Source organism: Pseudalkalibacillus hwajinpoensis, from assembly GCF_039851965.1.
Lineage (GTDB): Bacteria > Bacillota > Bacilli > Bacillales > Guptibacillaceae > Guptibacillus > Guptibacillus hwajinpoensis_E.
In genome coordinates this window covers 50,925-65,350 of the sequence record NZ_CP156675.1, presented here as the reverse complement: position 1 = coordinate 65,350, position 14,426 = coordinate 50,925, and the positions used below count along the sequence as shown (strand labels likewise).

General features: G+C 37.7%; 9 protein-coding genes and 2 pseudogenes. 5 read left to right on the top strand and 6 right to left on the bottom strand.

Going from position 1 to position 14,426, the window contains the following annotated elements; genetic code table 11:
* The first annotated feature begins 99 nt into the window (after window positions 1-99).
* A complete protein-coding gene (locus tag ABFG93_RS21440; protein ID WP_347553140.1) occupies window positions 100-1,677 on the top strand; it encodes a peptide chain release factor 3 in 1,578 nt (525 codons plus the stop codon).
* A 184-nt stretch (window positions 1,678-1,861) separates the two neighbouring features.
* On the top strand, window positions 1,862-4,177 hold the full coding sequence (gene helD, locus ABFG93_RS21435; protein ID WP_347553139.1) for an RNA polymerase recycling motor HelD: 2,316 nt from the start codon (window positions 1,862-1,864) through the stop codon (window positions 4,175-4,177).
* Between the two features lie 134 nt (window positions 4,178-4,311).
* On the opposite strand, the pseudogene ABFG93_RS21430 reads toward helD, so the two are convergent.
* Window positions 4,312-4,829 (bottom strand): annotated as a pseudogene (locus ABFG93_RS21430) (macro domain-containing protein).
* Window positions 4,830-5,276: 447 nt separating this feature from the next.
* The gene (gene pfkA / locus ABFG93_RS21425) at window positions 5,277-6,233 is read right to left on the bottom strand and encodes a 6-phosphofructokinase (protein ID WP_347553138.1); all 957 of its coding nucleotides are present in this window, start codon (window positions 6,231-6,233) and stop codon (window positions 5,277-5,279) included.
* 722 nt (window positions 6,234-6,955) lie between these two features.
* Between pfkA and ABFG93_RS21420 the strand changes: the two genes are divergently transcribed.
* Window positions 6,956-7,390 carry a DUF1641 domain-containing protein gene (locus tag ABFG93_RS21420; protein ID WP_347553137.1) on the top strand — a complete coding sequence of 145 codons (435 nt, stop codon included), beginning with the start codon at window positions 6,956-6,958 and terminating at the stop codon, window positions 7,388-7,390.
* A 37-nt stretch (window positions 7,391-7,427) separates the two neighbouring features.
* A complete protein-coding gene (locus ABFG93_RS21415) occupies window positions 7,428-8,609 on the top strand; it encodes an NAD(P)/FAD-dependent oxidoreductase (protein WP_347553136.1) in 1,182 nt (393 codons plus the stop codon).
* 400 nt (window positions 8,610-9,009) lie between these two features.
* Here the strand turns inward: ABFG93_RS21415 and ABFG93_RS21410 are convergent, their stop codons facing one another.
* From ABFG93_RS21410 to ABFG93_RS21400, 3 genes are all read right to left on the bottom strand, one after another.
* Window positions 9,010-9,408, bottom strand: a complete 399-nt coding sequence (locus ABFG93_RS21410) for a universal stress protein (protein WP_347553135.1) — start codon at window positions 9,406-9,408, stop codon at window positions 9,010-9,012.
* A gap of 49 nt (window positions 9,409-9,457) precedes the next feature.
* On the bottom strand, window positions 9,458-10,219 hold the full coding sequence (locus ABFG93_RS21405; protein WP_347553134.1) for a metallophosphoesterase family protein: 762 nt from the start codon (window positions 10,217-10,219) through the stop codon (window positions 9,458-9,460).
* A gap of 221 nt (window positions 10,220-10,440) precedes the next feature.
* On the bottom strand, window positions 10,441-11,706 hold the full coding sequence (locus tag ABFG93_RS21400) for an MFS transporter (protein ID WP_347553133.1): 1,266 nt from the start codon (window positions 11,704-11,706) through the stop codon (window positions 10,441-10,443).
* Window positions 11,707-12,116: 410 nt separating this feature from the next.
* Here ABFG93_RS21400 and ABFG93_RS21395 point away from each other — a divergent pair, with 410 nt between their 5' ends.
* The gene (locus ABFG93_RS21395) at window positions 12,117-13,592 is read left to right on the top strand and encodes a SulP family inorganic anion transporter (protein ID WP_347553132.1); all 1,476 of its coding nucleotides are present in this window, start codon (window positions 12,117-12,119) and stop codon (window positions 13,590-13,592) included.
* Window positions 13,593-13,841: 249 nt separating this feature from the next.
* On the opposite strand, the pseudogene ABFG93_RS21390 reads toward ABFG93_RS21395, so the two are convergent.
* A pseudogene (locus tag ABFG93_RS21390) lies at window positions 13,842-14,162 on the bottom strand (NAD(P)/FAD-dependent oxidoreductase); the annotation flags it as partial.
* Window positions 14,163-14,426 lie beyond the last annotated feature (264 nt).

Here is a 14,426-nt window from a genome sequence, read left to right as displayed (position 1 = left end):
AATTATAATAAATTATAATGAATTTACCTCTAATAGGTTTTACTTATCATTTTATCTATGATATCTTATGAATGAATTAATCAAGAAAGGATATTGGTTATGGAGAACCACGAACTTAACGAGAAAGAAATAAAAAAGCGCAGAACTTTCGCTATTATTTCCCATCCTGATGCAGGCAAAACCACTTTAACCGAACAATTGCTTTTTCTTGGCAGTGCTATTCGTTCACCGGGTACTGTTAAATCTCGTAAATCGTCTACCTTCGCAACTTCTGACTGGATGGAAATTGAGAAACAAAGAGGAATTTCTGTTACGTCAAGCGTCATGCATTTCACTTATCATCACTATGAAATCACGATTCTAGATACACCTGGTCACGAAGACTTTAGTGAAGATACGTATCGAACACTACTTGCAGTTGATAGCGTGGTGATGCTTATTGATGCAGCAAAAGGAATTGAATCTCAAACAAAAAAACTTTTTAGAGTTTGTAGGGACCATGGTATCCCGATTTTTACATTCATTAATAAAATGGATCGATATGGAAAGGAACCCTTAGAACTCCTGGAGGAAATTGAATCTGTTCTAAATATAGAGACCTTTTCTATGAATTGGCCAATTGGAATGGGGCAACAATTCAAAGGAGTATATGATCGAAAATTAGAACACGTTGAATTGTATCAACCCAATAAAACACTAGAAACAATTAAATTAATTGATAACTCGATAAAAGAAAAAATTCCAGCTCCCGACCTCAAAAAACTAAAAGAAGACCTTCTTTTAATTGATGAAGCTGGTAACTCGTTTTCTAATGAGAAGATTCAAACAGGTAATCAAACCCCAGTGTTTTTTGGAAGTGCTATTTCAAGTTTCGGTGTTCCTTCTTTTCTTAACCACTTTATTGAATTAGCTCCCTCTCCGCTTCCAAGAGAAACTTCTAACGGAAAAGTTCACCCTGTAGATACAACCTTTTCGGGTTTTATATTTAAAATTCAAGCAAATATGAACGCTGCACACCGTGATCGTATTGCTTTTTTAAGAATTTGTTCAGGTGTTTTTGAAAGAGGGATGACTGCCTACCTTGATCGAACTGGAAAAGCTATACGACTTTCGCAGGGACAGCAATTTTTCGCTTCAAATAGAAATAACATTGATACAGCATATCCTGGTGATATCATTGGCCTTTATGATCCTGGAGCATATCAGATTAGTGATACGCTTTGTGGCACAAAGGACACTTTTTCTTATGGTCCCTTACCACAATTTCCTCCAGAGCATTTCTCAAAAGTAAAAGCAAGAAAAGCTCTAAAACAGAAGCATTTCTATAAAGGCATTCAACAATTAGCAGAAGAAGGTGCTATACAGGTATACCGATCGTCTCCTTCTGAAGATGTCATTTTGGGAGTGGTTGGAAAATTACAGTATGAGATCTTCGAATACCGAATGAAACACGAATACGGCGTAGATTTACAAATGGATGACCTTCCCCACATACTTGCCAAATGGATCGAATATGAAAATCCAGCCACACTTCTCAAGGGGTCGTCCAACCTTCTCGTTTATGACGTTAAGCAACGACCTGTCATCCTATTTGCATCAAACTTTTCACTTAGATGGTTTCAACAACACCATCCCAACATTTCACTTTTTGAATCCCCTCCAGAGAGAAAGGAGTGAATGATGATAGACAACTATGATGGTCTCACAGCAAAAGAAATAAATGAAATGAAAATTTTAGAACAACGCCTTGACAATATTGAGAATCTAGATGAATTTAAAAAGTACTATCCTCGCTACATTATCTTAAAAAGCAAAGCTAAACTGTCCAAAGATATTCGAAATCTATAAGAGGTGACAAGGTATGAACCCTGAAAAAAAATCAGAATACCAATTCGAGAAAGAACGACTGATTTACACCAGACTGTATATTCATAAGATATTAGAAGCAGTAGAACAAAACGAACAAACCTACAAAGCAAACATCCAGGAAGCGATGGAGGATTTAGATTGGGTCGATAGCAGTTTAAGCTACATTAACGTATTAACGAACACGAATTTTTTAGAAATGAACAATGATGAACTCAGACAATTAAAAGCAATTGAGTCAAAACCATACTTCGCCAGGATGAATTTCATGAGAGAACAGGCAAAGAAAAGTGAATCGTTTTATATAGGAAAAACTTCCCTTTTCCGAAAAGATAGTCACGAACCCTTGATTATCGATTGGCGATCTCCGATTGCAAATCTCTATTATGAAGGCAGACTGGGAGAAGTTTCATATGAATCCCAGGGTGATACCATTCATGGTTACCTCTCCCTCAAGCGACAATATACGATAGATAAAGGTGAATTACTTGATTATCGAGACGTCGATTTAACAACACGAGACGATTTACTTCAGAATTCATTAGCTGGTAGTTCGACTAATCGCCTAACGGAAATCGTCTCTACAATACAAGCTGAGCAGAATAAAGTGATTCGAGCAGATATGCAAAAACCATTGATTGTACAAGGAGTAGCCGGGAGTGGGAAAACAACAATCGCTCTACACCGGGTATCTTTTTTTATTTACACGTTTGCTAAGACGTTCTCTCCGGAGAATTTAATGATCCTTGCCCCCAGTCGATTATTCATTGATTATATTTCTGACGTCCTTCCAGAACTTGGTGTAGACCGCGTTACTCAAATCACTTTTACCGATTATGTTCTTAAAGAAATTGGCCCATCGTTGAAATTGGTCCCTGACACTAAACTTTCCCATATATTGGTAGAGAATGACACGGAAACAGAAAACATTACGTGGGCATCGAGGATAAAAGGTTCGCTTCAATTTCAAAAGATCGTTGCATCATACGTCGATAAGCTTGAAACCGAATTCATCCCTGAAATGGATTTTAAAGTCGATCGTTTTACTTTATATCGAGCGAACAAAATAAAACGACTGTTTCAGAAAGAATATACGTATCTCCCCTTCCATCAGCGTCTAGAAAAAATTAAACGAGTGCTACAAAATCAATTAAAGGCAAAGAAGAAAACGATTCTTCAAAGAATTGATGAAACATATGAAGAAAAAATACAAGATGCCATCTATAATCTAAAAGATAAAGAAAAGCGAAGACGTAGAGTTACTAAATTGATGGATCGGCAAGAAGTACAAAAACAAATGATCATAAAGAAATCACGAACAGCAGTTAAGTCTTATATGTCTTATTTTGATAAAAAAACTGTATTAGATTATTATAAAGATCTTCTTGCTGATTCCGATCTTATCGACTCATTAACAGAAAATCCTATTCCTTGGGATATATTAACATTTCTAATGAACAAATCACTTGAATTATTGAACAAAAATAAGATCGAGGTAGAAGATTTAGCTCCATTACTCTATTTGCAACACCGTTTATTTGGCCTCAAGACCAAAAACGATATTAAAAATGTCGTGATTGACGAAGCACAGGACTACAGTCCATTTCAGATCTATTCCCTTAAAACTGTACTAAACACAAATTTATTTACTATTTTAGGTGATTTAGGACAGGGTATTCATTCTTATCGAGGCATTCAGGATTGGAGAGAAATTATTGATCCTATTTTCCCACAGGCAAACTATTTAACATTAAATAAAAGCTATCGTACAACGGTCGAAATTATGCATCTTGCTAATCAAATTCTTTCACTCATTCAACTTCCCGATGATATAAAGGCAGAGCCAGTCGTACGACACGGAAAGCAGCCTATATTCTCAACTTTTTCTTCAACGCAAGATATGGCGGATAAAGTCTATAGGGAAATAAAAACGATGAAAGAAGAAGGATTGAAAACTTTTGCGATTGTTGGGAGAACAGAAAGCGAATGTAAGCAGATTCAAAAACTACTCAATAAAAAATTTGGACTTGATCTCCTACTTCTTTCAGAAGATGTAGAAATCCAGGGGAATGATTTGGTTATTGTTCCAGCGGCACTGGCAAAGGGGTTAGAGTTTGATGGTGTGGTTCTTGTAAATCTAACAGAATTCTACAAATTAGAGGAAATTGACATCAAGCTTTTATATGTAGCTATGACCAGACCACTCCACCGACTGGTTCTATTGGCTACAGATCCATCCTCTTTTTTAATTGACTATATCCAGATGGATAACACCGGCATTTCTATTAAAGAAGAAGCGCAAAGTGGTTGAGAAGTGGCGTTTTGATCCTGCCACTGGTCAAATTCACGTCTATACAAGTCATGTAGTTTATAGGAACATCCTAATAAACCTGGATTAAGATAGGTCCGTTCTTGGAGTGCCCTTGTTATAAAGGACTCCTTTCTTTAACCTAGAATAGCCAAATATTTCCTCAAGTCTTGCTCGCTATACAACACAAATCGAATATGGTTAATAGATCGAAGCTCGTCTAGTAAGTCCATTACTGTCGATATCCCGATATGGGCTGCTTCTTCAATGGGATAGCCAAAAGCACCAGTAGAAATGGAAGGAAAGGCAATGCTTTTTATACCTTTCTCTTCTGCTATTTGTATGCATTAATGTAACTATTTCTCAGCAATTTCTTCTCAGGTCGGTCTAGCCCATACACAGGTCCCAGGCAATGAATGACATAATCATTGGGGAGTTCAAAAGCTTTTGTAAGCACCGCTTCGCTAGGTGAAATAGGAGCATAGGGTGCTCCTGCCTCAGCTAATTCTGTTCCAGCCGCTTTATGCAGGGCACCCGCTACTCCTCCTGGCAACAGCTCAGCATTCGCTGCATTTACAACAGCTTCGATATCACCTTGAATTGAAATGTCTCCTTTTACGGCTTCAATACATACACGGTTTACTTCTTTTCTCATTAGATTCCTCTCCTCTGTAAAGCTTTTACAAAGTTCTTTCCACATCATTGCTTCGTTTAATCTAGACTGATGCAGTTCTAACTGATTTTTTGTTACAAGTGCATAGCGATCATTTGCTCTTGACGGCGCCATATTAATGTTAGTTATTGGTACATTTGATTGGTCTTCCCTTACCATCTTTATAAGATGCCTAAATCGGATACCGTCGTGATGGTCTTTATCATCACAGTTGTCACAACTCACGACCTATCGAGAGGTTACTTACTGTAAATGATAAGCCAGGAATAAATTACCAGGTCAGTGAAAAGAAAAGCTACAGATCAGAATCTGAAGCTTTTCTTATAATGGATTCTTGCTACTAAAACTTTTAAAGCAAATCTACTTTCAGAAATATGTTATGACATACTAGTTCTGAAGATTAAAGAAAAAGTCCATAACTAGGTCCATCTAATTTGATACTTCTTTAGATAGAGAATAGAGCTTCTCTATCTCCATACTATTGTCATCCTCTTGAGAAAAATCGTAATGAATCAATCGATTTTCTCGCATACCAACAGCTTTATTCATTATTCCATTTAAAAGTAGCTCGATTGAATAGCCACCTAATCGACTTGCCAGAACACGGTCAAAGGCAGTTGGGGACCCACCACGCTGTGTGTGACCAAGAATAGTCACTCTCGTTTCAAGATTCGCTTCTGTATTTATTACTTTAGCTAAATCAACCACACTACCTGCCCCTTCAGCAACAACAATGAGAGCATGTTTCTTCCCTCGACTTATTCCACTTTTAATTCGATCTATTAGTTCTACCATACTCATTCTAGATTCTGGAATCAAAATTGATTCAGCTCCTACAGCTAAACCTGCCCGTAAAGCAAGCGCCCCTGAATCCCTTCCCATCACCTCTATTAAATACGTTCTTTCATGAGAAGTAGCTGTATCTCTAATCTGATCAATACTTTGCACTATGGTATTTAAAGCTGTATCAAATCCAATAGTAAAGTCTGTATATGCTACGTCATTATCAATTGTAGCTGGTATACCCATGATAGGAACCCCTTGATTAATCAATGCCTGAGCTCCACAGTAAGTACCATCACCCCCTATTACAATAAGTGCATCAAGTTGATGTCGATAAATTTGAAAGAGAGCTTTCTTTTGACCTTCTGGTGTCTTAAATTCTTCACTACGTGCGGTATGAAGAATTGTTCCACCTTTATGGATAATATCACCCACATCTCCGACATTCATTTCATTAATATCTCCGTCAATTAAACCCGAGTATCCACAGGAGATTCCATATGGTTGAATATCATGATAAATACATTTTCTCACCACGGCTCGAATTGCAGCATTCATACCAGGGGCATCACCGCCACTTGTTAAGACACCTATTCTTTTCATTATTCTACTCCTTTGCACCTGATTAAAGTCTTTTATGTAGAAACCAAACATCTTTCATGGTTTAATGGGCTAAAAACGTCCTGTCGGGACATAAACCGTCCATTATATTCAAAAAAGCATGGTCTCAAAAGAGAGACCAAGTTAAAAGAGTATAAGAATGTTTGCAGTCTTTCATTGTATAAAGAGACAGAAGGGGTGTATCTCTTTATAAATGAAATTTTATCAAATTAATTGCCTTATTTGTAGTATTTTATATTTATTTAAATTAATTTTAACTAAATTATATCAAATCGTGTTATTCACTGTTGAGATTGTTATTCTATAAAGACCTGTTAATGAACGACGTTGGTCAACAGCAACTAATTCTCTACTGTAAAATTTGCTATGCGGTAGGAGTCAACTTACATGGAAGTTTCACTTTATATCCTGATTTCATTCGAACTTTAATTACGAATATTCATTTCCCTCCACCCCTTCCCCAAAACCCCCACATTTCCTAGTATTTATAAAAAGAATATTTGTAACCGCTTAAGTTTAGAGTTATGTATTGAAATTTATATCATTGTATTCTACTCTATTATAGTAGGTATAAAAGATTTTAGAAAAACAGACATTAAAATTGAATGTTAACATGAATTTATTTGCTGCTTAAACACCTTAACGGGATTTTACCTTACTATAAATTAATTAAAAGAATTCGCAAAAAAAAAGGAGAATTGGTTATGTCAGAACCATTAACAACAGAAAAAAACGAACAACAAGGTGTCACGCCAGATGAACGTGAATTACTAGATCAGCTATTAGATCCGCAGGTACAAGAGTCATTGACCACCCTCATTAAAGAGCTACCTAAATTAACCGAGTTAGTAAACATCCTTTCAAAATCATATGATACGGTTCAGTCACTGGCTACAGATGACATTCTTAAGAGTGATACTTCTGAATTTCTCACCGAAATAGTGGGACCTATGAAATCTTCCGTTAAAGGTGTAGCAGCAACTGTAATTGAGTCGAAAGACCAGGCAGAAAAAAGTTCTGAAGTAATCGGCATTTTCGGCCTTTTAAAAATGCTAAAAGACCCACAAGCTCAGAAGCTCTTCCGATTTGTTAACGCCTATCTTAACGTTTCAGCAGAACGAAATAATAACAATAACTAATAGTTACGAGTAGTTACGAAGAAATGGAGGAACAATTATGTCAAAACAAATAGTCATTTTGGGCGCAGGTTATGGCGGGCTTCTATCTGCTTTATCCGTACGTCAATACTTAAGTGAATCAGAAGCAACTGTTACCTTGATCAACAAAACACCAACACACCAAATTATTACAGAATTACACCGTCTGGCAGCTGGAAATATTTCTGAACGAGCTGCAGCACTACCTTTAGAAAAGTTATTGAAGGGAAAGGATATCAATCTAAAGATTGGAACGGTAGCTTCATTTTCCGTTGATAAAAAAGAAGTAAAACTTTCCGATGGTTCAGAGCTTTCCTATAATGCCCTTGTAGTAGGGTTGGGCAGTAAAACAGCTTACTTTGGTATCCCCGGGCTTGAAGAGAACAGCATGGTATTAAAGTCAGCTGAAGATGCTAACCGCATTCGCACTCACGTCGAAAAATGTATTCACAGCTATTCGAAAACCAAAAATGAAGCTGATGCTACCATTGTAATCGGTGGCGGTGGACTGACTGGGGTAGAACTTGTTGGTGAACTTGCTGATGAAATACCGAATCTCACGGATAAATATGGAGTCGATCAGGCTAAAATCAAACTTATGCTTGTTGAAGCAATGCCTAAGATTCTACCAATGCTTCCTGATGAATTAATTCAGCGTGCTACTAAGAGTTTAGAAGGGCGTGGCGTTCAGTTCTTAATTAATCTTCCAATAACCAATGTCGAAGGAAATGTAGTTGAATTAAAGGATGGACAACAAATTACGACTAACACATTTGTTTGGACAGGTGGAGTGCAAGGCAATCCATTGGTTGGAGAATCTGGCCTAGAAGTGAATCGCGGACGTGCAACTGTCAACAACTACCTTCAATCTACTTCTCATGATGATGTATTTATTGCTGGTGATAGTGCGGTGTACTTCAAGCCTGGTGAAGAACGCCCTCAACCACCAACTGCTCAAATAGCCTGGCAGATGGGAGAATTGATCGGGTATAACTTATATGCTTATCTGCAAGATAAGGATTTTAAAGATTTTACTCCAATTAATTCCGGAACACTAGCTAGTCTTGGTCGTAAAGATGCGGTTGCTTTAATAGGAAAAAATGCAACTTCTCTAAAAGGACTGCCAGCATCCATGATGAAAGAGGCGAGTAACGTTCGTTACCTGTCACATGTCAAAGGGCTCTTTGCTCTCGCGTATTAATAACACAATAGAAACACAATAAAGTTCTGTAAAGCATTGTCTTTACAGAACCTTTTTGTGTTCTGACTTACCTTCATCTTAAACACGTTTTGTTCATGAATTTTAAATGGCTCCCACTGGTTCGTAAACAGGGCTATTTACCTCATGCATCTTTCATTTCTTTAGCCATTTTTTTTGATCCCTCTCTAGTGTTGAGAGTAGCTCCAGATGCTTAGGTGCCACACGAGAAGCTTGACCATTGTTAATGACCTAATATAAGAGAGTAAGGCTCATCCTAGTTGTTCTTTTTGTTTGGGACACGACTAAAGACTATTCTTACTTTCACTTGTAATTGCTCACTTGTAAGTTCTTTAATCCTTTTCCCAACGCCTGCTTTTTCTTTTGTAGTAATTCCATCAGGCTATTTAATGATAAGGACAGGGCAAGTTGCTTTTTGGACGACTTTATAACTGACACTTCCAAGAAACATCTCTTGAATAGGATTTAACCCTCTCTTCCCCATTACAATGAGATCGACTCTCTGTTTCTTTGCGTATGCGACAATCGTAGAATCCGGCGACCCTTGTAGTACTTCCAACGGAATTTTGACGTCTTTCTTTACTAATTCCCTAAGCAGAAGCGTCATTTTCTCCTGTATTTTTTCTTGTACTAAAGCCTCGTCATCCGTATTACGGCCCTCTGTTACATATAAGAGCGTTAGCTTAGCACCTGGAAACTGGCTTATTAGTTCAATTGCCACCTGAGTCGCTTTTATGGAATGATCTGAACTATCAATCGCGACAAGGACATTTGAAAACATTGAACCCTTCCTTTCTAAATTTTTAATATTGTAACCAAATAAAAATCCATTAGTAAAAGGGGGTCTGACTGTGAAAAGTACTTAGAATATAGTCCTTCTTAGGGACATCCCATTTTTCGTAAGCGCTTAACAAGTTTTCGTTATTATAAGGAACTTCCTTTAGTGCAACAGACAAGTCATTATTATAGTTATGGACAACTGCATATCGAGCAAGTGGTTTATGGTAGCACCCTAATGCACCTGGATTTAGATAAATCCGATTTTGCGTTTTATAGAGGTGAACAGGGTGATGGTGCCCAAAGCACACTAAATCAGCATCAATTTCTTCTCTAGAATAAAATTCTTCTATTTTCGCCAAGGAAGGATTGTAATCAACTGGTTCATATGGATTCTCAGCAATGGATAAAAGCTCTTTATCTGAACGCAAGTGATAATGTTGCAGAAGCAAAGTTAGTCCTCCCCAAATTATTTTCTCTCTTCTTGGTAAGTTTTCTAACCACGGAATAAAATATGAATCCAAATTTTCTGCAATCCATTCGTGATGTGGCCTTACTTTTCTACTTCTTTCAGGATAGGGTTCGCCTCTCTTCAATGCTAGAATGCTTTCTTCATGATTACCTATGATAGAAGAAATATCATTCCGTTCTGTTAAACAGGCTAATACTTCATTGGTAAAGGGACCAATTCCAATTAAATCACCAAGACAATAAATCTTAGAAATATGTTGTTTATCAATGTCTTCTAAGGCAGCTTCCAGAGCATCTATGTTACCGTGAATGTCTGCAATGATGGCGATCGTATCGTTTATCATAAATTCCACTCCCTTGATAAAAAATTTAGGTGAGATTTATTCTTAATATAAACTTCTAAAGTCCCTGGAGGTTGTTACAGATTTATTTTCCTCGCTTGATGGAATGATCAATAGACTATTAAAAAGACTCATCTTTTCAGCTTAAAATCTCCTTATACATTCTCAAGCCTTTTTCTCTATATATGATATATCGATTAGGTTAATCGATCTTTTAGCCAACTCTATACTGAGACGATTTTAACTGGTTTTTTTGCTACAAGAGCACTTGCTATTCCAATCAATGGGAAGACCAAAGTCAGCAATAATACAGGGGTGTAGCTTTGAAAAAGATCGAATCCAATTCCAAATGGAAGAGGACCAAAAGCCGAACCCAGTACACCCATTGTAACCCCCCATCCATTAATACTTCCAATGTGTTTTCTACCAAAATAAATTGGCCAAATAACGTTTAACACAATTCGCTCTAATCCATTCGCTATCCCCCACAATGTTCCAAAAATCACAGCAATCCAAAATTGTCGGGTAATGAGAAGTAGAATTAATAACACCAACTCGATTACAAAAATAATGAGCAGTAAATGATTCGTTTTAATTTGTTCGGTTAAATATCCTGAAATTAGAGACATTGGAATCCCGATAACTGCCATTAAACTAAGCACTACCGCGGCAACTTCATATGATAAACCATTCGCTCCAAAAATGGAGGTAATGTGAAAGGTAATACCTGTATTCACCATTGCAGGAATACCTACGCACAATAAGATTGCCCAAAATGCCCTCGTCTTCTTCGCTTCTTGTAACGTCCAATCTTCCTCTGCTTCTGTAACAGTGGCGCCCATTCCTAGTTTAAGCTCTTTAACTTTATTGGACTCACCACCATCTGGCTTAAGACCGACTAATTCCGGGGTGTTTCGCACATAAAAAAATGCAATTGGCACAAAAGTGATGAGTAATAAAACACCCCAAAAGCGCCAAGCAACTTGCCAACTCCATGTACTAATCAACCACGTATTTATTATAGGAAATGCCATCGCACTAATAAAACTTCCAAGCGTCATAAAACTTAGTGCCATACCTCTCTTTTTCACGAACCATTGAGCGACCAGGGTATTCGGGATTAAAGTCATGCTCCCTTGACCAAGTAAACGGATCAGAAAAAAGCCAATAGCTAACATCCAAATACTTGAAACAATACTATTAAAGAAACAAGCAGTTGCAAATAACGTCCCTACTGTTACCATCATAAATCGCTGTCCAAAACGGTCAATGAGTTTCCCAACATGAATCATTGCTAAACCAGCCACAAGAGTAGCTACAGAATACATTCCTGATACTTGAGAACGAGACCATCCAAAATCCTTTATGTATTCATCAATAAACTGGGCATTAGAATAGGTTTGACCCGGTCCAGAAAAAAAGACTCCTAACCCCGCAATGGCCACAATTAGCCAACCGTAATAAGCTTGATTGAATTTCAACTTCATCATTCGACACCGACTTTCTTTGTCACAGTCATTTGTAGTCTTAGAAGGGTAATAACGGACACAGAGGATTTTATCAAAAGATGGTGTTTTGACACCAAGTGATTATTTCTCTCTATCAAAGGGGTGAATTTTATCAATTACCACCAAAACATATCCTATTATAAATAAACATACTACATTTATCTAATATTTGTCTAAATTGATGATTTTTAATTTTATTTAATCTTATCATATTGACCAGAAAAACGAAGAATATATCTAAAAACAAAAAAAAAAGGTCTATGACACACGCTTACATCGTCATTTCAAATATCAAAACTTCTGTGCTACAATTCGTTTTGTAAACGAACGGATTCGACTTTTATGAGAGTTAAAAGTCTAAACATAAAATAACAAAAGGAAGAGGTGTAGCATTGAATTTAAATTCAATAAAAGAAAATTGGTTTAGCAATGTTAAAAACGAGACGCTTGCTGGCATGGTGGTAGCTCTTGCCTTGATTCCAGAAGCCATCGCTTTTTCTATTATCGCTGGTGTTGATCCAATGGTTGGATTATACGCTACTTTCTGTATCGCAGTGGTGATTGCATTCGTTGGTGGTCGTCCGGGAATGATATCAGGAGCAACAGGAGCTATGGCACTATTAATGGTAACCCTCGTAGCAGATCACGGGTTGCAGTATCTATTAGCTGCCACTATATTAACAGGTCTAATTCAGTTTTTACTCGGGGTCTTTAAACTTGCTCGGTTTATGAAATTTATACCTCGATCAGTAATGGTAGGATTCGTAAATGCACTAGGTATTCTTATTTTCACCTCTCAACTTCCACACTTTATTGGAGAGTCATGGGGCATGTATGCAATGGTAGCTGGGGCACTAGCCATCATTTACATTCTTCCTCGCTTTTCAAAAGCGATCCCATCTCCATTAATCGCTATCGTGGTCATTACAGTCATTGCAGTAATGACAGGGAGCGGAGTAAGAACAGTTGGAGATATGGGAGAATTAACACAGGCGCTGCCATTATTCTTAATACCAAGCATTCCATTAAACTTTGAGACATTAATGATTATATTTCCTTATTCACTCGCGTTAGCGATTGTAGGTTTACTAGAGTCCTTCTTAACTGCACAAATTGTAGATGATATGACGGATACGGAAAGCAATAAAAACAAAGAAGCAAAAGGACAAGGAATAGTAAACGTCGTTTCTGGATTCTTTGGAGGCATGGCAGGTTGTGCGATGATTGGACAATCTGTCATTAATGTAAAGTCCGGCGGACGCGGAAGACTTTCCTCTCTAGTTGCTGGGGCTTTCCTCATGTTTCTTATTCTAGTATTGAATGATCTTCTCGTCATGATTCCAATGGCGGCTCTTGTCGGAGTTATGATTATGGTTGCGGTTGGAACGTTTGATTGGTCATCACTTACCAACCTTCACAAGATGCCTAAATCTGATACCACTGTGATGGTTGTTACGGTCATTACTGTTGTTTCAACTCATGACCTTTCTAAGGGTGTCCTCGCGGGGGTTGTCCTAAGTGCAATCTTCTTCGCTGCCAAAATCTCTAAAGTCAGGATTGAAACGGAGTTTGATGAATACCATAAAAAGGGTGTCTATAAGGTGCACGGACAATTATTCTTTGCCTCTGTCACAGATTTCGTAAACAGCTTCCACTTTAAAGAGAGGGATATGCAGGTAGTTGAAATCGACTTATCAAATGCTCATGTCTGGGATGATTCAGCAGTAGGTGCGATTGATAAAGTTATTATGAAATTTAGACAAAGCAATAAAATCGTTCATTTAGTTGGCGTTAATCAGGACAGTACTCAACTCATTGATAAACTAGCCGTATATGATAAACCTGGAAAGAAGATATCAGGTCATTAATACGTAAAGCCACCGACTTTGGTCGGTGGCTTTTCTAACTTCTGGGAATCATCGGGACGGTTCAAAGCTGGTAAAAAAACCCAACTTTTTTACCAGGAAAAATGATAAAAGAAAAAAGAGCCTCTAGAATCGCTTCTAAGCCTCGTTTGCTATACGACGAGACATTATAGTCCCCCTTAAAAAGCTTATTTTTAGAAAAGGGGCTACTTTTTCACTGGTCTAGAACCGTCTCCGTGATTCCCATGATTCCTATAAAGTCTGACTCCAGTCAATTGAAGCATCACCTTCTAGATACCTTTCACAATCCATCGCAGCCATACATCCTGTACTTGCAGCTGTAATCGCTTGACGGTAATGCTGATCCTGTACATCTCCACAAGCAAATATCCCTTGAACACTCGTTTTCGTTGTCCCAGGTTTAACATTAATATAGCCAGTTTCATTTGTCTGGATTTTTCCATGAAGAAAACTGTTGTTTGGACGGTGACCAATGGCTACAAAAATCCCATCAGTCTCAAACACTTCTTCCTTATCTGAATCGTTTTCCTTGATTATCAGCCCATTCTTTCCAGGTAGGTGCTTCATCTTGGAATGTAGAATTTCGGGTCGCAATTCCTTCAAGATAAATTGCTTTAACTTGATTCCAGTCTGCTTCGCATTTCGATGGTGGCGTACTGATCTGAAATCCATGCTCCTCACCGATCGAATAACACCCTTCTGAATGCCCCCAACCGGAAAGGTATCACCTGGATCCACTCTTCCAAGATAGGCACCATTAGGTTCATCATAAATATTAACGGCCCATTTATAATCCACGGTGAGAGTCGCATAAGA